Source organism: Pedobacter cryophilus, from assembly GCF_005116455.1.
GTDB lineage: Bacteria > Bacteroidota > Bacteroidia > Sphingobacteriales > Sphingobacteriaceae > Pseudopedobacter > Pseudopedobacter cryophilum.
Window position 1 is genome coordinate 129,066 of record NZ_SWBP01000001.1, and the last position, 22,043, is coordinate 151,108.

At 33.0% G+C, this 22,043-nt stretch carries 17 protein-coding genes; 8 read left to right on the forward strand and 9 right to left on the reverse strand.

What is annotated here, in order from left to right:
* Positions 1 to 29: 29 nt before the first annotated feature.
* Together FA046_RS00585 and FA046_RS00590 are read right to left on the reverse strand one after the other, a co-directional pair.
* Positions 30 to 1,532: an AAA family ATPase gene (locus FA046_RS00585; protein WP_136824422.1), complete on the reverse strand. Its 1,503-nt coding sequence runs from the start codon at positions 1,530 to 1,532 to the stop codon at positions 30 to 32.
* A gap of 65 nt (positions 1,533 to 1,597) precedes the next feature.
* Entirely contained in the window at positions 1,598 to 2,695 is a 1,098-nt protein-coding gene (locus FA046_RS00590) for a vWA domain-containing protein (RefSeq protein ID WP_136824423.1), read from the reverse strand.
* Between the two features lie 250 nt (positions 2,696 to 2,945).
* Between FA046_RS00590 and FA046_RS00595 the strand changes: the two genes are divergently transcribed.
* The gene (locus FA046_RS00595) at positions 2,946 to 3,392 is read left to right on the forward strand and encodes a YybH family protein (protein WP_225870850.1); all 447 of its coding nucleotides are present in this window, start codon (positions 2,946 to 2,948) and stop codon (positions 3,390 to 3,392) included.
* On the opposite strand, the gene FA046_RS00600 is transcribed toward FA046_RS00595, so the two are convergent.
* The 4 genes from FA046_RS00600 to hemW form a co-directional block, all read right to left on the reverse strand.
* Positions 3,389 to 3,799, reverse strand: a complete 411-nt coding sequence (locus FA046_RS00600; RefSeq protein WP_136824424.1) for a response regulator — start codon at positions 3,797 to 3,799, stop codon at positions 3,389 to 3,391. The two genes, FA046_RS00595 and FA046_RS00600, sit on opposite strands and share 4 nt — an antisense overlap.
* A 133-nt stretch (positions 3,800 to 3,932) precedes the next feature.
* Positions 3,933 to 4,484 (reverse strand): fasciclin domain-containing protein, encoded by a 552-nt coding sequence (locus tag FA046_RS00605; RefSeq protein ID WP_205943584.1) that lies wholly within the window; start codon positions 4,482 to 4,484, stop codon positions 3,933 to 3,935.
* Positions 4,485 to 4,582: 98 nt separating this feature from the next.
* Positions 4,583 to 5,377 (reverse strand): SDR family oxidoreductase, encoded by a 795-nt coding sequence (locus FA046_RS00610; protein ID WP_136824426.1) that lies wholly within the window; start codon positions 5,375 to 5,377, stop codon positions 4,583 to 4,585.
* Positions 5,367 to 6,506, reverse strand: a complete 1,140-nt coding sequence (gene hemW, locus FA046_RS00615) for a radical SAM family heme chaperone HemW (RefSeq protein ID WP_136824427.1) — start codon at positions 6,504 to 6,506, stop codon at positions 5,367 to 5,369. Before hemW ends, FA046_RS00610 begins: the two co-directional genes overlap by 11 nt.
* A 125-nt stretch (positions 6,507 to 6,631) precedes the next feature.
* Between hemW and FA046_RS00620 the strand changes: the two genes are divergently transcribed.
* The 7 genes from FA046_RS00620 to FA046_RS00650 all read left to right on the forward strand — a co-directional run bounded on the left by FA046_RS00620 (position 6,632) and on the right by FA046_RS00650 (position 15,042).
* A complete protein-coding gene (locus FA046_RS00620; RefSeq protein ID WP_169303274.1) occupies positions 6,632 to 8,347 on the forward strand; it encodes a ShlB/FhaC/HecB family hemolysin secretion/activation protein in 1,716 nt (571 codons plus the stop codon).
* Between the two features lie 3 nt (positions 8,348 to 8,350).
* The gene (locus FA046_RS00625) at positions 8,351 to 9,325 is read left to right on the forward strand and encodes a DUF4271 domain-containing protein (RefSeq protein WP_136824429.1); all 975 of its coding nucleotides are present in this window, start codon (positions 8,351 to 8,353) and stop codon (positions 9,323 to 9,325) included.
* 5 nt (positions 9,326 to 9,330) lie between these two features.
* Positions 9,331 to 10,098 (forward strand): uroporphyrinogen-III synthase, encoded by a 768-nt coding sequence (locus FA046_RS00630; protein ID WP_136824430.1) that lies wholly within the window; start codon positions 9,331 to 9,333, stop codon positions 10,096 to 10,098.
* A gap of 280 nt (positions 10,099 to 10,378) precedes the next feature.
* On the forward strand, positions 10,379 to 11,713 hold the full coding sequence (porK, locus tag FA046_RS00635) for a T9SS ring complex lipoprotein PorK/GldK (protein ID WP_136824431.1): 1,335 nt from the start codon (positions 10,379 to 10,381) through the stop codon (positions 11,711 to 11,713).
* Between the two features lie 51 nt (positions 11,714 to 11,764).
* Complete coding sequence (gene porL / locus FA046_RS00640; protein ID WP_136824432.1) at positions 11,765 to 12,565, forward strand: type IX secretion system motor protein PorL/GldL; 801 nt, start codon at positions 11,765 to 11,767, stop codon at positions 12,563 to 12,565.
* A gap of 43 nt (positions 12,566 to 12,608) precedes the next feature.
* Entirely contained in the window at positions 12,609 to 14,138 is a 1,530-nt protein-coding gene (gene porM, locus FA046_RS00645) for a type IX secretion system motor protein PorM/GldM (RefSeq protein WP_136824433.1), read from the forward strand.
* Position 14,139: 1 nt separating this feature from the next.
* Entirely contained in the window at positions 14,140 to 15,042 is a 903-nt protein-coding gene (locus FA046_RS00650; protein WP_136824434.1) for a hypothetical protein, read from the forward strand.
* 37 nt (positions 15,043 to 15,079) lie between these two features.
* Here the strand turns inward: FA046_RS00650 and uvrC are convergent, their stop codons facing one another.
* Genes uvrC through porW form a run of 3 tightly spaced genes read right to left on the reverse strand, consistent with a single transcriptional unit; the run spans position 15,080 to position 21,969 of the window.
* A complete protein-coding gene (uvrC, locus tag FA046_RS00655; RefSeq protein ID WP_136824435.1) occupies positions 15,080 to 16,885 on the reverse strand; it encodes an excinuclease ABC subunit UvrC in 1,806 nt (601 codons plus the stop codon).
* Positions 16,886 to 16,945: 60 nt separating this feature from the next.
* Positions 16,946 to 19,177 carry a penicillin-binding protein 1A gene (locus tag FA046_RS00660; RefSeq protein ID WP_136824436.1) on the reverse strand — a complete coding sequence of 744 codons (2,232 nt, stop codon included), beginning with the start codon at positions 19,175 to 19,177 and terminating at the stop codon, positions 16,946 to 16,948.
* A complete protein-coding gene (gene porW, locus FA046_RS00665; protein ID WP_136824437.1) occupies positions 19,177 to 21,969 on the reverse strand; it encodes a type IX secretion system periplasmic lipoprotein PorW/SprE in 2,793 nt (930 codons plus the stop codon). Before porW ends, FA046_RS00660 begins: the two co-directional genes overlap by 1 nt.
* Positions 21,970 to 22,043: the final 74 nt, after the last annotated feature.

Genomic DNA, 22,043 nt, shown 5'->3' on the forward strand with positions numbered 1-22,043 from the left:
AAAAATAAATATTAATAAACGGCTGCAAATTAATACTTATCATCAAAACCGTCCTCATCATCATCGGCAAATTCTGAACTAAATAGGCTATTAAACATATCTTTAAATTCAAAACCCTTTTCTAGATAACCTTTGCTCACCATAGAAAACTCGGCTAAACCATGTAAAACAAACTCCATTAACAACAATTGCTGATTCGCACTTATTTTTGGATGAAAAAGTTTTACTACCTCTTTTAATCCAGGAACGGTATTTAAAAGCTTTTTATATTCCTGATCAGAAATATCATCTAATAAATTTAAACTATTTCCATTAGCAAACCAGTTGATGACTTCGGTATAAGGATTGGCAGTTTTTGCTTTTTTAGTCTTTTCTGGATCGGGGAAATAGGTTTGCAATAAAGTTTTAATCGCTTTTCCAATTAAAATATTGGCCACTTTTGCCGGCCCTTCTAATTCACCTTCATAAACTAATTCTATTTTACCGGTAATAGCAGGAATTACCCCTAAAAAATCGCTGATACGAACAACGGTAGAGCTATCGCCGTTAATTAACATTCTACGCTCGGCATGTGAAATTAAATTCTCATAAGCAGAAATGGTTAAACGAGCCGAAACTCCAGATTTTTTATCAATATATTCTGAATTACGGGCTTCAAAAGCAATTTGCTCAATCAAATCTTTTACCAAACCATCTGCCTCAATTGCTTTTTGATCTGGTGTGATAGAAGCTTCTTGCTGCGTAATTTTTCTTGAAATGGCTATAGATTTTGGATAATGCGTTAAAATCTGGCTTTCAATTCTGTCTTTTAAAGGGGTTACAATAGAACCACGGTTGGTATAATCTTCTGGGTTTGCAGTAAATACAAACTGTACATCTAAAGGTAATCTTAGTTTAAATCCTCTAATTTGGATGTCTCTTTCCTGCAAAATATTAAACAAAGCAACCTGTATTCTGGCTTGTAAATCGGGTAATTCATTAATCACAAAAATACTACGGTGTGCTCTCGGAATCAATCCAAAATGAATCACTCTTTCATCAGAATAATTCAGTTTTTGTGTAGCTGCTTTTATAGGATCTACATCACCAATTAAATCGGCAACGGTTACATCTGGTGTGGCTAACTTTTCGGTATATCTTTCAGATCGGTGCCACCAAGCTATCTGAGTTTCCTCTCCATGAATCTCGATGGTATTTTTTCCAGCCCAGCTAATTGGGTTTAATGGATCATCAAACAACTCGGTTCCGGCTATATAAGGTATATATTCATCTAATAAATTCACCATTAACCTGGCAATACGGGTTTTAGCCTGCCCTCTTAAACCCAATAACAAGATATTGTGCCTGCTTAATATAGCTGTTTGTAAATCTGGCATTACGGTATCTTCAAAACCAATAATTCCTTCAAAACCTAAGTCTTTTTGTTTTAACCTGGTAATCAAATTTTGTCTCAACTCGTCTTTAATTGAGCGACTTTGATAACCTGATTTTTTTAAATCTCCTAATGTTTTTATGTGCAATAAATCTTTCATGTATCTATTTCTGTAGTATTTTTTTAATTAATAAGCCAAAAAGGCGTCTTCAAATTTTCAAATCTTTAACGAACCGTTTTTCTTCTGTTTTTAATGTAGTCTTCAAATATATATTCGCCCAATCCTTTTAAAGAACTGTAGAATGCTCTCCCTCCATTTACCTCTGTAAATTTCCTTACAAATTGCTGTAAATATGGGTCTTGGGCAATCATAAAAGTAGTAATAGGTATATTTAATCTTTTACATTGCGCAGCCATAGTGAGCGTTTTGTTCACCACCTTTTTATCTAAACCAATACTGTTTTTATAATACTTTAAACCTTCTTTTAAGCAAGTTGGTTTACCATCAGTAATCATAAAAATTTGTTTGTTGTGAGTTTTTCGCCTCCTTAAAATGTCAGCTGCCAATTCTAATCCCGCATAAGTGTTGGTATGGTAAGGCCCAACTTGTAAATAAGGTAAATCTTTAATTGTAATAGGCCAAGCATCGTTACCAAAAACTACAATATCTAAAGTATCTTTTGGGTATTTTGTTCTAATCAACTCGGCCAAAGCCATGGCTACCTTTTTGGCTGGTGTAATTCTGTCTTCACCATAAAGAATCATCGAGTGCGAAATATCAATCATCAAAACGGTTGATGTTAGCGTTTTATAATCCCTTTCTTCTACCTCCAAATCACGCTCTGTCATCATAAAATCGCCAATTCCATGGTTAATTTGCGCATTTTGAATAGAAGCCGTCATATCTATCTGATCAGAACTATCTCCAAACTGATATTCCCTTCTATCAGCATTTTTTTCTTCTCCCGTACCAGATTGTGGCGCATTATGATTCCCTTTTCCAGATTTTTTTAGCTTCCCAAAAATTTCTTCCAAAGCAGATTGTCTAATAGTTTGTTCGGCTTTAGCAGTAATTTTAAAACCACCATCGGGCTCATTATCGCTTAAATAACCTTTATTTTTTAAATCCTCAATAAAATCGCCCATCCCATACTCCTTACTGGTAATGTTATGCTGCTTATCCAGCTCATTCATCCAGTCTAAAGCCTCATTGGCATCTCCTGCGGTATAATTTAGCAGCTCCAAAAAAAGCTTAAAAAGATCCTCAAACCCTCCTTTAGGAAGATTGCTGGGTATATATTGTGAAAAAGCGTAACCTCTCATGTTTGCTCTGTTATACTCTGTTAACGATTTTCTAAAGTTAAAAGTTTGAATTTGGCTAAACTCTTTCTTAAGGTTATATTGCTGTCATATTATTTTAACGTTTGAGGATAAAAGATAGAAGGTTTAAAGCGCATTCAAATGTAATTTAAAGTCAATTAATTTAGTTTAATTAGGGCGTTTAAACACGCTTTACGCTGTATCTTTTTAGCAAAAAAGCTAAAAAGGATGCCGCTTCAATCGTTAACGCACCTTGCAAAATCAAAAAAAACAAAATAAAAATATGAAAAAATTAATCCTGTTTTTCGCCATGTTAATGAGCAGCTATATTGGTTTTGCTCAAGAAAATGAAATCAAAAACTTATTAGAACAACAACGCTCAGGCTGGAATAAAGGCGATATGGAAGCGTACATGCAAGGTTATTGGAAATCTGATTCCTTACTTTTTGTTGCTAGAAGTGGCCCCGACTATGGATGGCAAAAAACACTAGAATCTTATAAGAAATTTTATCCTGACAAGGCTTCTATGGGATTTTTAACTTTTGATATTAAAGAAATCAAGATGATTGATAAAACCCATGCCTTTGTTTTAGGTGCTTGGAACATAAAGAAAGAAAAAGATGAAGCGAAAGGCTTTTTCACTTTAATAGTTCAAAAATTTGAATCTGGCTGGAAAGTTATTGTTGATCACTCCAGTTAACTAACGGAAACAGGTTGAAATATATTCATCAGCGTATCTAAAGTAATTGGCTTGATCATATATTTTGAAATTCCCGAAATTCCTTCTGCTCTCTCAACATCTCTTGGGTTTACAGATGAGCTAATCATGTAAATAGTTACTTTTTTAGCCGGATTTGAATGAAGTTTAGTAAACTCTTCAACAAATTGCCATCCATCCATTACAGGCATATTAATGTCTAAAAGAATAATTTCGGGCAACAAATCTGGCGTATTAATAATAGGCTTTAAATAATTTAGAGCCTCTTGCCCATTACCAAAAACCATTAAATTTTCACAAAGTTGTTTTAATTGAATTAATTTTCTTACTCCATAAACATAAATATCATCATCATCTATGATACAAGCAATCTCAATTTTTTTTTTCATTCTAGACTAAGAAAAATAAGCACAAATTTTTTAAATCGTCCCCAACAACATTAATTATTTAAATGTAAGGCAAATTTTTGTCAAAAAAAAAGCCTCAGTTTACACTGAAGCTTTCTTTAAAATTTTTTGAAATTTATTTTGGAGTTACCACACTATCAATAACATGTATCACACCATTTTTTTGGTTAACATCAGCAATAGTTACATAAGCAGTACCACCGTTTTCATCTGTTAACTTTACTTTTCCTGCATCTACAGAAGCCATTAATTTACCGCCAGAAACTGTAGTGAAAGTTGCAGTTCCTTTTCCTTTTTTAATAGCTGCCATTACATCACTTGCACTGTATTTACCAGAAATTACATGGTAAGTTAAAATTTTAGTTAAAGTTGCTTTGTTTTCTGGCTTAACCAAAGTACCTACTGTACCTGCTGGTAATTTATCAAACGCTGCGTTTGTTGGCGCAAACACAGTGAACGGGCCTTCACTAGCTAAAGTTTCTACTAAACCTGCTGCCTTTACTGCGGCAACTAAAGTGGTATGATCTTTAGAATTTACTGCGTTTTCTACAATATTTTTAGTTGGGTACATTGCTGCTCCGCCTACCATTGGATTTTTTTGAGCGAATGTTTCTGGTGCAAATGCTATAGCTACTAAGGCAAATGCTGCTACAATAATTTTTTTCATTTTTATTTTTTTCTTTGTTTGGGGAAATTAACGAAGAAAAAAAACTGCTGGATTTTTGGATTTGAAAAAAATATTAGATAACCAAAAACTTGAATTTTCTAAATCACTTTTCTCTTCCTAATCATTTTTGAGAAATACTTTGGGAAAAACCTTTTAATAAATACGCCATACTTTTCCTTTCCTCCTATTAAAACTTCTTCTTTTTTAGCGTCAACAGCTTCTAAAATTTTAGTAGCACATTCACTGGCACTTATTCCGTTTTCTTGGTTAGTATCCATCATTCCGTATTTACCACCATTTGCAGTTACAGAATTGATGCTCACATTAGTTTTTACAAAGCCCGGGCAAATGATACTTACAGTAATTCCTTTATCATAAACCTCGCATCTTAACGAATCAAAATAACCATGTAAAGCATGTTTAGATGCCGAATAGGTACTTCTATATTGTGTGCCAAACTTACCTACCAAAGAACTCAAAACAACCAAATGCCCATTTCCCTGGTCTATCATTTTTGGGAGCAATGCCTTACTCAAATTTACAGTCCCCCAAAAATTAGTATCCATAATTTTTTCTTCTACCGTAGATTCTGTCTCTACAGCTTCAGATCGCTGACTAATTCCACCTGCATTAATTAAAATATCTATCCTACCGTAAATTTTAAAAGCTTCATCAGCTTTGCTAAAAAGAAATGGCTTTTGCTCTAAATCCAAAGGTAAAACGTGAATATCTAAAAGATTTTTTTTGCATCCTTGTTTTACTTTGTATAAGCTCTCAGCTTTGCGAGAAGAAATAATGAGCTTTGCCCCTTGCTGGTTTAACTCATAAACTAAAGCTTCGCCAATACCAGATGAAGCTCCGGTAATCCAAACAATTTTATTCTTAAAATTCATTTTCGGTAATAAATAATTCTGAAGCTATTAAATCGGCATAGAGTTTACCTTCTTGGGTTAAAATCAGTTTTTCATCGGCGTAAGCCAACCAATTTTTAGAGAGGTATTCATCGGCAGCAGCCAATAATTTGTCTTTTATTTGAGAGTCAAAATCATGATTAACCTTTCTCAAATCTATTCCCCACATGGTTCTTAAACTGGTCATAATGTATTCATTAAATCTATCGTTTAAGCTTAGCGTCTCCATTTCAAAAGGGATTTTTTTGGTTGCTAATTCTGCTAAATACTTGGCATTATTGGCAATATTCCATTGCCGGCTTTCGCCATTAAAAGAATGCGCCGAAGGACCAATTCCTAAATAATGAACCCCTTTCCAATAGTTTGTATTGTGTTTTGAAAATTGATTAGGCTTAGCAAAATTGGAGATCTCATAATGTTGAAACCCATTGGCCGCCAATTCGGCCATTAATATTTGAAACTGAGCTGCACTTTGGGCATCATCTAAAGGCTTCTGTTTTTCTGTATTTATAAAATTAGCCAATGCCGTTTTTGGCTCCACCGTCATACTGTAAGATGAAATGTGCGGAATTTGAAACTGAATGGCTTTTTGAATATTCTGTTCCCATTTTTGGTCGGTTAGCAAAGGATAGCCGTAAATTAAATCGATAGTGATGTTCTCAAAACCAAAATCTTGCGCCCTTTTTATGGCACTTTCTGCTTCGTTAGCCTGATGAGCCCTATTCATCCACTTTAAATCTTCATCAAAAAAAGATTGTACGCCAATGCTAAAACGGTTGATGCTGGTGTTTCTAAACTCTCGTAATTTTTGAAGATTTAAATCATCGGGATTTGCTTCTAAAGTAACCTCAGGCATTTTAGACAAATCATATTGAGTTTGAATGGCTTCGATAATCCTAGAAACCTCATCTCCAGTTAATAAAGAAGGCGTTCCTCCACCAAAATAAACCGTTTCTATAGTTTGACTGCCCAAATAATTTTGCTGTAACCCAATTTCTTTGATGATAGATTGAAGCATTTCATCTTTATATTTTAATGAAGTGCTAAAATGAAAATCGCAATAATGACAAGCCTGCTTGCAAAAAGGGATGTGAATATAAATACCTGCCATTTTACGAAAGTACGTAAATCTGGTAAATGCTTAAATAAATGGCAATTCTTAGATGTATAAGCTTCGTCATTTTTTTCTTCGATGATATAAAGCTAATTTTAGGCTTGATTTGGCAAAAGGTAAGGATGAGAATTGCTTTTACGGCATTATTTGTTTTTTTTACAAGTATTTGTTTTGCGCAAAATCAAAAGATAATTCTTCAAATTTCGGGTTTACCTAAACCCTTAAATAAAACTACTTTTCAAAATTTTACAGATTCATTATCAGCCTTTAAGGCGATAAAAAAAGAAATTTCGGCTTTACAATTTGTTGGCTATTTTAATGCAGATGTTGCCTCTTTAAAATGGAATAAAGACACTTTAAATGCTGAAATTATTACCGGAGATTTAACTAAAGGCATTTATTTTAAAAATGGAAATATTAGTCAAGATGTAATTATTGCGGCTGATTTAAAAGATAAATTGGAGAAAAGAAGAGCTTTACCCTTACAAACTTTAACTAAGATTTACGAAAACCTTTTAAGCCATTATGAAAACAATGGTTATCCCTTTGCCGAAGTTTGGCTAGATAGTTTAAAAGTAGAATCAGATGCCATCTCTGCAAAAATATTTAGCAACCCTAATCAAAAAATAATTATTGATACGCTAAGATTAGTGGGAAATGCTAAAATAAATCAGGGCTTTTTAACTTCTTATTTGGGGCTTAAAAAAAATCAAAACTATAACGAAGAAAAAATCAGACTATTAGATAAAAAGCTGCGTGATTTAGCTTTTGTAAGTATCCCTAAGCCTTCGGAAGTTGTTTTTGCTGGAGAAAAAGCTAAAATTAATATCTTCTTAGAAAAGCAAAATGCAAATCAGTTTGACGGAATAATTGGTTTTTTACCCAATTCAAACAACGGAAAATTACAACTTACCGGAGATTTTAAACTGAGTTTACAAAATGCTTTAAAAAGTGGCGAATCTTTCGATTTTAATTATCGAGGCTTACCCTCACAATCGCAAGAATTAGCTATCAAACTAAAATACCCGTATTTATTTAGGAGTCAAATTGGTTTTGATTTTGATTTTCAACTTTTTAAAAGAGATACCAGTTTTTTAAATCTTACTTCAAAAATTGCATTTAGTTATCACTTTAATACTTATCAAAAACTAAGTTTTTTTTTAGAGAATTTTAACGGAAATCAAGTCGCTAATCAACTTAATACTCCATCAGGAATACCCACATTTGCCAATATTAAATCTACTTTTTATGGCCTTTTAGGAAATTATATAAAGTTAGATGATAAAATAACGCCTTTAAAAGGCTTCGATTTTATTTTGCAGACCGGCGTAGGAAACAGAAAAATTAGCCCGACAGAAAATTTTAATCCTAATGATTACTTTGGGGCAAAAGCACCTGTTCAAATCAAAATAACAACAGATTTAAAAAACTATATTAAAATGAGCAATCGCTCTTCGTTTTATTTACGCACCCTAGCTTCTTACCTCAGCGGAAGCAATTTATTTGAAAATGAAGGCTTTAGAATTGGTGGCTTTAAAACTTTAAGAGGTTTTGATGAGCAATCTTTAAATGTGAGCAGCTTTATTGTTCAAACTTTGGAGTTTAGGTATATTATTGAAAAAAACTCTTACTTAAGCGCATTCTATGATCAAGGTTTTATCAAAAAAGACTTTATTAATCAGCAATCTAAAGATCATCCATTAGGTTTTGGTTTAGGAATTAATTTTCAAACCAAAGTGGGTATTGCATCTTTAAATTACGCATTGGGAAAACAAAAAAATATTCCTGTAGATTTGCAGAAGGGGAAAATCCATTTTGGGATCATCAGTTACTTTTAATTCATGAGATTTTTATTTTTTGTATCATTCTTGTTTTGTTTTGCTTTAACGGGCTTTGCAGATGTACAAAAAGATTCTACACTTTTAAAAAGAGACAGCTTCCAAACCTCAACCATTAGAAATAGATTCCTTCCAGACTCTGCAACATTGGCTAGAAAAACATTTTTAAGAGATTCTTTAACCTATCAATACCTAAAACCAGACCCCAACAGACCCAATCCGTTTATAGAAGATCTGCTGAAAAAAGTAATTATTACCGATCCTTATTTACTGACCCCAGCAAAATCTGTAAAAATTAAAAAAAGCAATTTTGGTACTGGTGAATATATCGGTAAAATGCCCATTTGGTTCTTTTTAGTTATTGTTTTACTATTTGTATTCTTTGGTATTGTAAAAATTGCATTTAAAAAACAGGTAGATCTAATTTTTAAAGCTTTTTATGATAACAGAACCCTGCATCAGATTAACAAAGAAGATAACATATTCATGTCATGGCAGTTTCTTTTTCTTTACCTCATTTTTTCATTTACAGTAGGCCTATTTACCTGTTTAATACTGTATAAAACCAAAGCTTCCAGTACAGCGACAGATTTTTATACTTTTTTATTGGTTTCTTTCTCTGTATTTATATTTTTTGGGTTGAAAATTTTGATGGTTAGATTTTTAGGCATCGTATTTCAAGTTCAAAAGTTAGTTAGAGAGTATACCAATATTATTTACCTCACTTATTTTAATTTATTATTTGTTTTATTACCGATAACATTTTGCTTAAGTCTTATAAATTTAGAACATCAATACACTGTTTTTTGGTTATTTACCGCTTTTTTACTGATCATTATTGCGATTCAGTTTACCAGAATTACAATTAATATTTTATTAAACTACAGGTTATCAAAATTTTATTTAATTCTTTATCTTTGCGCTCTTGAAATTTGTCCGATTTTGATATTTGCGAGAACAATTAATATCAGTTTATAGTGCTTATGGAAATTAATTTGGAAGATCGAAAAACGAAAGTTAAAAGTATACTGGTTACGCTACCTGCACCAGAGAGTGAGAAATCTCCTTATTATGATATAGCGGCTACACTAAATTTGAAAATCGATTTTAGATCATTTATTCATGTTGAAGGTGTGCCAGCAAAGGAAATTAGAAAAGAAAAAGTTAATCTTGCTGATTTTAACGCTGTAATTTTAACAAGCAGAAATGCCGCTGATCACTATTTTAGAGTATGCGAAGAGATGCGATTTGAGGTTCCGGCAGAAATGAAATATTTTTGTATTTCAGAATCTATTGCATTATATCTTCAAAAGTATATTCAATACAGAAAAAGAAAAATATTTTTTGGCAAACAAACACCAAAAGATTTAGCCGAGGTATTAAAAAAACACACCACAGAAAAATTCTTATACCCTTGTTCAGATGTGGCCGCAGAGGCAACTGAAACTTTTTTAAGAACTCAGGGAATAGATTTTACCCCTGCAGTTTTGTTTAAAACGGTGGTATCAGACTTGTCTGATTTGGCAGAAGTATTTTATGATATTATAGTTTTCTTTAGTCCATCAAGTGTGCAATCATTGCTTATAAATTTCCCCAATTTTAAACAAAACAACACACGCATAGCGGCATTTGGAAAAACTACACAACAAGCAATTTTAGATGCTGGTTTAATCTTAGATATCCCCGCTCCTACACCAGAAGCGCCATCTATGACCATGGCCATTGAACAATATATTAAGTCTGTTAGATAATTTGGATTACAAATTGTCTACTAGTAAAGCAGCTAAAATTTTAGCTGCTTTTTTTTTGAAACTTTATCAATATGATAACGTATTACGATAAAAATTATATTAATAAAAATACCTATTAAAAGGTATTGCAACTATAACATTAGGAGTTTACATTTAGAAATATTCTTTTTGTTTTATAAATATTGGTGCTAAAATTATTTTTTTTTACTTGGAAGTGTTGAATTTCTGTATATTAGAAACGTTTTTGCACAATTAAAACACAATAAAACTTGAAATGCACATGAGAAATTTATACATATCGTCTTTGATACTGGTCTCTTTTGCCCTATTTAGTTGCGGAAAAGGCGACGGTAGAGGAGAGCTAATAGGTACCAGAGCAAAGACTGTTAAACAAGAATTACCCTACGGAATGGTTTACATACCGGCTGGAACTTTTGTTATGGGTCAGGTAGATCAAGATGTGACCATCTCGCAATTCCCTCAAAACAAGCAAGTTACTATCTCGGCATTTTACATGGATGAGACTGAAATTTCAAACAGCGAATACAAACAATTTGTAAACTGGGTGAGAGATTCAATTGCTTATTATCAAGTTGGCAAACCAGCAAAATATACTTTAAAATCTAAAGGTGGTAAGTCTAGCGGTTACATCAACTGGAAAGCAATGCAAGCCGGTAAAGGAATTTGGGCTGATAAAACTTTAGGCCCTAAGCTTGAAAAAGCCATGTATTATGATGGAAATGAAAAATTTTTTAACAAAAAAGAATTAAAAGTAGAGCAGCTTAAATATGATTATGCTTGGATAGACTTTAAAAAAGCAGCAAACTACAGAGCAGCAAGAAATCCTAACCTTAATAAAAACGGTTTATCTATTACCAGAGATAGTTTTATTGTAAAAGAAGAAACTTTTATTTATCCAGATACTTTAGTTTGGATTTCTGATTTTACGTACGCACAAAATGACCCAATGGCAAAAGGATATTTCTCACATCCTTCTTTCTCAAATTACCCTGTTGTAGGAGTAAATTGGGAACAGGCAAAAGCTTTTTCAGTATGGAGATCTAGATTAAATGAATCTTACAAAAATTCTAAAAAATTACCTGCTCGTTTAGATTATGATTTACCAACTGAGGCGGAATATGAATATGCTGCCAGAGGCGGAAGAGTAGGCACAAGTTATCCTTGGGGTGGACCATACATAAGAAATGCTAAAGGTTGTTTATTGGCAAACTTTAAGCCAGGAAGAGGAAACTACATTGATGATGGAGGCGCCTTTACCGTTTATGTAAAATCATATTTCCCTAATGATTATGGTTTATATAATATGGCAGGTAATGTTTCTGAATGGACCAGTTCTATTTATAATGATGCTGCATCTGCTTATGTAAGCACCATGAATCCATCATTTAATAAAGCCATTCAAAAAGGAGATCCTGATTATAACAAAAGAAGAGTTGTTAAAGGTGGCTCTTGGAAAGATATAGGTTATTTCTTGCAGAATTCAGCAAAATCTTACGAATACCCAGATTCAGCAAGATCATCAATTGGTTTTAGATGTGTTACTCCTTTCTTAGGACGAGACATCAAAGATAAACCAGGCAAAATGAAACCTTAATTTTTAAATTCAAATATTCTCAATCCAAAACTTAAAAAAACGTCTAAAAAAATGGCTCAAAAAAAGAAATTTAAATTTTCCCTTGATGCAGTTATATCTTGGGGAGCTACAGTAGTAATTGTAGGTGCAATGGCAAAAATCCTTCATTGGCCAGGTGGCGAATTAATTATTGGAGTTGGATTAGCTACTGAAGCAGTTTTATTTTTCATCATGGGATTTGTTCCTCCTCATAAAGATCCTCAATGGGATAAAGTATATCCTCAATTATCAGAAGATTTTGCCGGCGCTTCTATTGACACTACTAAAGCTGTTAAATTAAATGAATTAGAGATTAAAGGTTCTGCTGGTGGTGGTCTTCCTGATTTAAAAATAGGTGATGATGTAGTTGCAAAAATCAAAGAAGGTTTAGACAATTTCAGTAATAAGGTTGCTTCCATATCAAATTCAGCAGATGCCTCTATAGCAACCAAAGAATTCTCTGACAATTTAAAAACTGCATCTTCTAAAGCAGTGAATTTGAGTTCAGCTTTTGATCAAGCTACTGCTGGAGTTTCTGAAATTGCTGGTGCTGCTCAAAGTTCTAAAGAATATCATCACCAAATAAACACTTTAGGTAAGAGTATTTCTGCTTTAAATGCAGTTTATGAGTTAGAATTACAAGATTCTAGTGCTCACCTAAAATCAATGAATAAGTTTTACCAGAACTTATCACAAACCATGTCTAATTTTAATGAATCAATGGACGATTCTAAGCAATTTAAAGAAGAAGTTGCAAAACTTTCTAAGAATTTGTCCAGCCTAAATGCAGTTTATGGCAATATGCTATCTGCTATGAATCAGCCTAGAGCTTAATCTTTTGTTCATTAATTTAAATACGCTTTTAAAAAAATAAGATATGGCAGGCGGTAAGGAAACCCCAAGGCAGAAGATGATTGGTATTATGTACTTGGTGTTAATGGCAATGTTAGCATTAAACGTAAGTAATACTGTATTAGATGCCTTTAAAACAGTAAGAGATGGTTTAGAAAAGAGTAATGACAACATGAATGATCGTTTAAAATTCATCATGACATTATTCCAAAACTATTATAATAACGCTCCTAAAAAAGCAGAAGTAAATTTTAATAAAGCCAAAGAAGCTAAAAAAATAGGTGACGGTCTTGTTGAGGAAATAGAAAAGCTAAAGAAAGAACTCATCACCATGACAGATGGCCTTGATGATTTAGGCGATTTAAAGAAAAGAGATGATTTAGGTATTTCACACAAAGAACTTGTTGAAAAGAAAAAAGCAGATGTTTTACAGAAAAAAATTGAAGACGCTGCTTTAAAACTGGGTAAGTTAGTTGGCCAAACACCAAAGGCAATTGGGTTAGAATTATCTTGGCCGAAGATAAATCCAAGCACCAAAGGAAAACAAACTTGGGCTGATTATAATTTTGGGGAAGGCAAACCTCTAACATCTACCATTACTTTACTTTCTAAGTTTCAAAACGATGTAAAGAATGCCGAAGCTTACGTAATTAACAAACTATACCAAGAAACTACTGGTGGTGGAGTTGTAGATTCATATAAAGCAGTAGCAGTAGCTAAAAGTAGCTATATTTTAGCCGGACAAACTTATGAGGCTGATGTTTTTTTAACAGCTTCAAGTTCAAGTATTCCAATTACAGCATCAGTAAATGGTTCTTCTTTACCTTCTGAAAACGGTGTTGCTACCTACAAATCAGGCGGAACGAAAGAAGGTGTTTACAAATGGACGGGTACTGTTTCTTTTAAAGATCCAACTTCAGGAGAAATTAAATCTTTTACTACAGATCCTATAGAGTATCAAGTTGCCAGACCATCAGCTGTGGTTTCTCCAGATAAAATGAATGTATTTTACATGGGAGTGAATAACCCTGTTTCTGTTTCTGCGCCTGGTATTGCTAAAGAAAAATTAAAAGTAAGTGTAAGCGGGGGTTCAATTAGCGGCTCAAACGGTAATTATGTTGTAAAGGTGAGTAGCGGAACTGAAGCTACTGTTACAGTTTCAGCAGAGATTGAACCAGGTAAATCTCAAGTTTTGGGAGCTACAAAATTTAGGATCAAAAAAGTTCCTAATCCTATTGCCACGTTTGCAGGTAAAGCATCAGGACAAATTTCATCTGCTTCGGCAAGAGGAACCAATTTATTGGAGGCTGAATTAAAAGATTTTGACTTTGATTTAAAATTTAGAGTAATTAAATTTAATTTATTTATCACAAGACCAAGACAAGATCCATTGTTTTATCAATCAAATGATGGTAATTTTTCTGGAAGTATAAAGCAAAACATCGCAAGCTTAAACCCGGGTGATGTAATCAACTTCCAGAGTATTGTAGTTGCAGGAGAAGATGGTACAACCAGAACACTTGAAAGTCCAGTTAGTATATCAATAGGGAGATAACATGAAAAAAATTAGCATCACATCACTACTTTTCTTTTTGACCATTCAATTATTTGCTCAAAAAGAATCAGACAAGCCTAAGACTATGCCTATTTACTCTATTTTTCAGAAATCAGAAGCTGAAAAAGCACTTAGGGAAAAAGATTTGGGTAAATCTGTGCAAAACTGTGCTCCTGCATTACCAAATGTTAAGAGTGATGATGTAATTTTCGCAAAGAGAGTCTCTAGAGATATTTACTTTGCTGATCCTGCAAACAGATACCTTGTTCCTGTTGATACAAATAGAAATTTTTTAACTGTATTATTAAGAGGGATTTCTACAGCTAATGTAGAAGCTTACCAATCTTGGAACCCAAGTACTGGAAGAGTAGAGGAATTAATTGACTATAACACGTTATTAACAAAGTCTGATGCATCTGCAGGATTAGGATTTGCTTTACAATTCTCAGATCAAGAATTATTAGCTAAATGTGGGTTAAGATTGGTTGAAGATTGGTACTTTGATACTAATCGTTCTGAACTTAAATCTTTTATAGTTGCTATAGGATTTATTGTTCCTGGGGCTGCGGCAGCTTCGGCAAATGTTCCAAAACTTAAAGATCCAAATGTTAAATTAGGAGAAACTGGTGATGGAATGGTTGGTTTATTTTATGTCAACTACCCTACCATCAGAAATTACATCTGCAAATTCAATGTATATCATCCTAATGAAAAAATTAGATACAGTTTTGATGATGTTTTTCAACTTCGCTATTTTTCAAGTTTAATTATTGAGGAGTCTAACCCAGATGGTTATAAGTTGGCTAACAGACCAGATCTTAAATCTGGTTTAGACAAATTATTAGAAGCAGATAGAATTAAGAAATCTTTGATTCAATATGAGCAGGATATGTGGCAACACTAAATCTAAAATTTAAATTTATACCAAAAGCCCTTTCTATTTAGAGAGGGCTTTTCTGTTGGAAGAAGTTTAAAATGGCCTTTGCTTGCTTGGTGTTTACCACTTTTAACAATTCTGTTTCTTCTGCCTCTTTTATTTTTTTAACCGATTTAAAATGCTTCAATAAATTATCGGCTGAAGTTTTACCAATCCCTTCTATTAATTCTAGCTCGGTTTTTAATGTCCCTTGATCTCTTTTTTTGCGGTGAAAGGTAATTCCAAATCTATGGGCTTCATCTCTCAACTGTTGAATAATTTTTAACGTTTCAGATTTTTTATCTAAATACAATGGGTATTGGTCTCCAGGATAATACAACTCCTCTAATCTTTTTGCAATACCAATTACAGTAAGCTGATTAAAAATTTCTAACTTTTTTAAACTCTTTACAGCTGATGATAGCTGCCCTTTACCACCGTCAATAATTACCAATTGAGGCAGAGGTTCTCCTTCCTCTAATAAGCGCTTATATCTTCTATAAACAGCTTCTTCCATGGTGGCAAAATCATTAGGCCCTTCTACCGTTTTTACGTTAAAATGCCGATAATCTTTTTTAGAAGGTTTTGCATCCTTAAAAACCACAATAGCCGAAACCGGATAATCACCTTGAAAATTTGAGTTATCAAAACATTCTATATGCCTTGGCAATTCAATTAATCGCAAATCCTTTTGCATCTGCGTAAGCAAACGATCTGTTCTAAACTCGGGATTCAATTTTTCATATTGATCTATCCTGTCTTTCCTAAAGAAATGAACATTTTTTTGTGAAAGTTCTAATAGCTTTTTCTTTTCTCCCTGCTTTGGTACGGTGAACTTCACGTTTGCATCATCCAATTCTAAATCAAATGGAACTATGATTTCTTTAGATTGGCTTTGAAATCTTGTCCTAAATTCTGAAATCGCAATAGACAGTAATTCTTCATCAGATTCATCTAACTTTTTCTTTATTTCTAAAGTTTGAGTTTGGATAATGGTGCCATGCATCACTTTTAGGTAATTTACAAAGCCTATTTTCTCGTCAGATGCAATGCTAAAAACATCTACTTCGGTTATGGATGAATTTACTATGGTAGATTTGCTCTGATACTTTTCTAAAAGCTCATATTTTCTTTGTAAACGATGTGCCGCTTCAAAATTAAGCAAAGCAGATTCTTGGTTAATCTCCTCTTTTAAAGCCTTTAAAACAGTATAAATTTTTCCGCTTAAAATATCTTTAATCTCTTCTATAAAAACATTGTAATCATTTTCGCTTTGTAAAGCCTCACAAGGGCCTTTGCAATTTCCTATCTGATATTCTAAACAAACCTTAAATTTTTTTGCCCTAATATTTTCAGGCGTAAGCTGCAAATTACAAGTCCGGAGTTGGTAGGTATCTTTAATTAATCCTAAAATAGAATGCATCATCCCTACCGAAGGATAAGGTCCTAAATATTTAGAACCATCTTTCACTAATCTTCTGGTGTATTGTATTCTTGGGAATTTCTCATTTTTGATGACTATCCAAGGATAAGTTTTATCATCCTTAAGCATCACGTTATACCGTGGCTGATGCTTTTTGATTAAGCTATTTTCTAAAAGCCAAGCGTCAATCTCGGTATCAACAATAGTGAAAGTTATTTTATTGATTTTACTGACTAAAACTCTGGTTTTTGCATTTACCTTATAGTTATCCCCATTAAAATATGAATTAACCCTGTTTTTTAAATCTTTTGCTTTCCCTATATAAATCAATTCTTCATGCACATCATAGTATTGATATACACCCGGTTTATGAGGGATATTTTTAATTGCAGATTTATAATCGAACATAAGATTGGCAAAATTAAAAAAACCACCATAAGGTGGTTCTCCTAAATTAAAATGATGTTTTTAGAATCCTAACCTATCATCTAAAGTAGATGATTTCCCACTTTCTTGATTTTGATATTGGTTACAATCTAATGTAATGGTATTGCCTCCTTTAGGTGGCGTAAAATCTCCTTTTTTAATCCCTAAAGAATTATCAGCATATACTTTTTTTAAGAATAGCGCAAATATTGGCAAAGCGGTATTGGCTCCTTCTCCTAAATTGGTACTTCTAAAATGTATGGCTCTGTCTTCACAGCCTGTCCAAACACCTCCAACAAGCTGTGGAGTAATTCCCATAAACCAGCCATCAGAATTATCATTAGTTGTTCCTGTTTTTCCTCCAATTGGGTTGTTTAAGCCATATTTATATCGCATTCTCACACCAGTTCCTTCTTCTACTACACCTTTTAACATATAAGTCATTACGTATGCTGTTTGTTCACTCAATGCCTGCACCACTTTGGGTTTACGTTCATAAAGCACATTTCCATTTTTATCTTCTATTCTGGTTAAATAAATAGGTTCTGTCCAAACGCCATGGTTTACAAAAGTACCGTAAGCACCAACCATGTCATAAACAGAAGCTTCAAAAGAACCTAATGCAATAGAAGGATAAGGAGGCACCGGCGTAGTAATCCCCATTCTTTTAATCAAAGTAGAAACTGCTGTTGGCCCTACTTGCTGCATCACCCATGCCGTAATATAGTTTTGAGAATTTGCCAATGCTTTGCGCAGAGGAAGATAACCGGGAATAGAATTGAACCCTCTTGGCGTCCATGGTTCTCCAAAACCAGTAACGGTATATGGCACATTATTTACTTGGTAACAAGGAGAATAGCCATTATCTATACCCACAGCATAAGTAAAAGGTTTTGCTGTTGAGCCCACTTGTCTGGTTCCCATTTTCACCTGATCATACTTAAAATGCTCATAATCTATTCCTCCTACCCAAGCTCTTACCTCTCCATTTGAAGGGTCCATCGCCATCATAGAATTTCTTAAAAACATTTTATAGTATTTTATGGAATCCATGGGAGTCATGGTGGTATCAATATTTCCTCTCCAACTAAAAATCTCCATTTTTACCGGAGTATTAAATTCCTCTTTTATCTCACTTTCTGTTTTTCCACTTTCTTTAAGATTGATATATCTATCAGACCTTCGCATGCCTTGAGTAAGTAACGCTTCATTTCCTTTAAAAGGATTCATCCCTTTCCAATGCTTATTAAATTGCTGCTGAAGATCTTTCATATAAGTTCTTTGAGCTTCTTCTGCATATTTCTGCATTTTAGAATTTATAGTGGTATAAACTCTTAATCCGTCTCTATCTAAATCATAAGGAGTGCCATCAGCTTTTGAAATAGATAAATCTTGAAAAGTTTTTTGAATATCTTGTTTCAAGATCGTTCTAAAATAGGTTGCAAGTCCTTCGTTATGATTGGTTGGTCTAAATTGTAGCGCTAAATCGGTTGTTTTTGCTGATTGATATTCTTCTTCGGTAATAAACTCTTCATCAACCATTTTACTCAAAATAAGATTTCTTCTGGCCAAAGACCTATCGGGATTCCTAGTTGGAGAGTAAAGCGTAACGCCTTTTAAAATACCTACTAAAGTTGCTGCTTGAGCAGGCGATAATTTACCTGGTGTTGTACTAAAATAAGTTCTGGCTGCTGCTTTTATTCCAAATGAGTTATTTCCAAAATCTACGGTATTTAAGTACATCGTAATAATTTCTTCTTTGGTGTAATTACGCTCTAATTTAATAGCCACAATTAATTCCTTCAATTTTTGTGGAATTCTTTTCCAAGCAGATTTTGCCCTGCCCTCTTCAGAAAATAGATTTAATGCCAATTGCTGTGTAATGGTACTTGCACCTTGTTTTTTACCTATCAGGTTATAAAAAACGATAGAAAAAGTTCTTTTAAAATCTATTCCAGAATGATCTTTAAACCTTACATCTTCTGTGGCAATTAAAGCGTTGATTACGTTTGGAGAAATATCTTGATACCTGATATTAGACCTGTTTTGCACAAAATAATTCCCCAACTCTACTTTATCTACGGTATAAATTACTGATGCTTGGTTACTTTTAGGGTTTTCAAGATCCCGAAATGAAGGAAGGTCTCCAAATAATCCAAAACCGGTTACCGTAATTATTAATGCTATAAATATTACAAACCCAATAACTAGCTTCCAAAAGGATTTATTAAATGATGAGATTTCGTTTTTATGAAGAGTTTCTTTGTTTTGCATTATTTTTTTTCTGAAATAGATTTGACATATTGTTCTATGGCTTCTCTGGTGGTAAGTAAATTTAAATTGGTTTCAGAAACAACAAATTTGATATACTTTGCGGCTTGCCCTTCCATAATTTTAGGCAAATTCTCGTCTAATTCGCTTGCTATTTTATCAGCATCAGCTTTAGCGTAAAAATCACCACTAACGATAATAAATTTATCTGTTTGCCCTACAACTCTAATTACCAAATTAACCTTTGAAGGGTCAAATTTAGAATAAAAATATTGAGATAGCCGAGAAAAAGGTTGTGCAACATTCACCTTTGGATCTGTTATATCAATAACTATAAAATGTCTTTGTCTGGTATTGGCATTAAAAATTATTCCTTTAGGCTTCTCGGGCACAAATACAACAGCTTCTTTTTTTTCTGGAACTATTTCAACTGATTTATTTGTAACTGCTAAAACTGGTTTATCGTCTAATTCCTTTTTAGCTTCTTTTTTTTCTGAAACCAATTCAACTGGTTTATTGGCAACTGCTAAAACTGGTTTATCATTTACCTCCTTTATAGTTTCTACTTTAGGTGGCGCAACCGTTGAAGGTTGCGGCTGCTCTACTTTAGGAATATTCAAAATCTCCTGATTTTTTGCCAACTGCTCATTTCCATCATAAGCCAAAAGAGCCGTTGGTCTTTGATCAAAAACACTTCTATTGCTTGTTATAAATGCTATTTGTTGTTTTACTAACGGGGTAACTTCTGTATTCTCAGGATATTTAATTACGATATCATTTAAACTGGCTAAAAATGGAGGTAATTTTTGTGTATTACCTAAAGCCAATGCCTTTAAATAAGCAAACTGAGGTTCTAATTTTCTAAAAGAGCCCAAACTATCTTGCAATAACGTAATTTGTTGCAATACCTGATTGTACTTTTTTTGCTGATAAAGCTCATATAAACTAGTGTAATACAGTTTAACTTTCTCATCCGATAGCTCTTCATCTTTACCAAAATTGGGATCTGAAATTGTTTTGGCAAAAACCGAATTAGGATATTTTTGGAGCAATTGAGTTTTAAAATTTTCAGAACGATTTTTATCAGTACTTTCTAACAACCTGTAGAGTTGATAATAAATGCTTGCTGCATTGGTATCATTAGGATAATTGATAATTAAAGCTTCTAAAGCCTCCGCAGCTTCAAAATTATCTTTCAAAACATCTTTGTAAAAAATTGCGATTTCATAAAGTGCGGTAGATATTTTAGAATTTGCACTTTGCTTTGCTCCTGGGCTATAGGGTAATGTCTTCAAAAAATCAGCTTTTAGCGAATCCATGTTTACAGAAATTGTAGCTGCGGTATTTGCTAAGCCGTTATTTATCGGATTCTTAGCAACATCATTAGCTAAACTATTGGTGCTTATTCGCCAATTATCTGCTAATTTCCTATTGCCCCATCTTTTCTTAAATTCATTTAATCCCTGACTTAAAGCCGCAGCATTATAAAAATAAAAATTCCCGCCAGACTGATTAGGATTTAAAACAGGCGTATTATTATCTATCGAAGCAGTATTTGAAGGAGTTGGTTGCGCTACTAAAGCATCTTGTTTTTCTTTAAACAATTGATCAACTTTTTCATCAATCTCTTTATCAGACAAATTAGCCAATTGCAATAAATTCTTTTGAGTTTCTATAATCGTAAGTCTATCTGCCAAATATTTTAAGTTATTGGCTTTTATAGCGATATTCTTATAATCCGGATAATTCTTAGGAAGATATTGTAGAGTGCTATCGTAATAAAGTTGGGCTTGGGTATAATTTTTTAACGAATCAAAATTAAGCTGAGCCAGTTTCAAAAAACTTAATCCTTTTTGTTTAACCGTACCCGGCACCGTATGTGCTGATGTTTGAAAATATTCTGTTGCTTTATCAAATTGTCTTATTTCACTGTGAGCTATTGCTATTTGATAATAAATTTGTTCTTTAAACTCTCTGTTTTTATCTTCTTTTAAAAGCTTTTTTAAAGTTGCAATCTTGTTAAATTGCTTTCCGTCGGCATTTTCATTAATTCTTATGCTTGCTAAATTGGCATTAAAAGACATTTCAAATGAAGCATTACTTTTTGCAATTTTTAAGTAGTTTTTGTAGGCTTCATCAGGTTCGTTATTTAACTCTTGTAATTGCGCAAGAATATATCTCCATCTTATTTTGTTATAGCTATTACGAGTTAGATTAACCGCTTTTTCTAAATGAAGTATTGCTTCTTTAATATCATTTTTATTTAAAGCCAATTGAGCCTGAGCGGCTTCCACCTCATCTTTAAAATATTTATAATCTAGCTGAACCGCTAATTTAAGTACAGAATCTGCCTCTACAGCGTTATTTAAAGCAAAATCGCTTTTAACCTGCCCTAAATATGCGGCTAATTTATTCTTTTTCTCTTTCGGAAAAGTTGATCCTACATAACTGTAATACTCAACTGCATTATAAAAATCACCTTTTAGATACTCGGCTTTAGCCAATAGTAAATAAGAATCATCTAACCAATTACTTTCATATTTATCTATTGCAATGGTATTCGCTTTTTTTATAACTTCATTTAAATTTCCCGTTTCATTTGCCGAAGATTCTTCATTAGGAATTGGAAATATCGCTAAAATCAGATTAAAATCATCTTCTAAAGATTTCTTAATAGTCTGTTCACTTTCCTTTAGAAGTTCATTGGCATTAAAATATATGTTATAGTGAGCCGTTACATTTTTCATGAAACGAACTTTTGGTCCTTCTTTCTTAGCGGAACAACTCCACATCATGAAGCAAATTAAAGAGCTAAAAAAAATAGTACACTGTTTATAAGGAAACTTCAAGATGGTGTTTTTAAATAATC

Coding starts and splice junctions, on each gene's coding strand:
- FA046_RS00585 (WP_136824422.1), bottom strand. CDS start 1,532: ATGAAAGATTTATTGCACATAAAAACATTAGGAGATTTAAAAAAATCA.
- FA046_RS00590 (WP_136824423.1), bottom strand. CDS start 2,695: ATGAGAGGTTACGCTTTTTCACAATATATACCCAGCAATCTTCCTAAA.
- FA046_RS00600 (WP_136824424.1), bottom strand. CDS start 3,799: ATGAAAAAAAAAATTGAGATTGCTTGTATCATAGATGATGATGATATT.
- FA046_RS00605 (WP_205943584.1), bottom strand. CDS start 4,484: ATGAAAAAAATTATTGTAGCAGCATTTGCCTTAGTAGCTATAGCATTT.
- FA046_RS00610 (WP_136824426.1), bottom strand. CDS start 5,377: ATGAATTTTAAGAATAAAATTGTTTGGATTACCGGAGCTTCATCTGGT.
- hemW (WP_136824427.1), bottom strand. CDS start 6,506: ATGGCAGGTATTTATATTCACATCCCTTTTTGCAAGCAGGCTTGTCAT.
- FA046_RS00620 (WP_169303274.1), top strand. CDS start 6,632: ATGAGAATTGCTTTTACGGCATTATTTGTTTTTTTTACAAGTATTTGT.
- FA046_RS00625 (WP_136824429.1), top strand. CDS start 8,351: ATGAGATTTTTATTTTTTGTATCATTCTTGTTTTGTTTTGCTTTAACG.
- FA046_RS00630 (WP_136824430.1), top strand. CDS start 9,331: ATGGAAATTAATTTGGAAGATCGAAAAACGAAAGTTAAAAGTATACTG.
- porK (WP_136824431.1), top strand. CDS start 10,379: ATGAGAAATTTATACATATCGTCTTTGATACTGGTCTCTTTTGCCCTA.
- porL (WP_136824432.1), top strand. CDS start 11,765: ATGGCTCAAAAAAAGAAATTTAAATTTTCCCTTGATGCAGTTATATCT.
- porM (WP_136824433.1), top strand. CDS start 12,609: ATGGCAGGCGGTAAGGAAACCCCAAGGCAGAAGATGATTGGTATTATG.
- FA046_RS00650 (WP_136824434.1), top strand. CDS start 14,140: ATGAAAAAAATTAGCATCACATCACTACTTTTCTTTTTGACCATTCAA.
- uvrC (WP_136824435.1), bottom strand. CDS start 16,885: ATGTTCGATTATAAATCTGCAATTAAAAATATCCCTCATAAACCGGGT.
- FA046_RS00660 (WP_136824436.1), bottom strand. CDS start 19,177: ATGCAAAACAAAGAAACTCTTCATAAAAACGAAATCTCATCATTTAAT.
- porW (WP_136824437.1), bottom strand. CDS start 21,969: ATGATGTGGAGTTGTTCCGCTAAGAAAGAAGGACCAAAAGTTCGTTTC.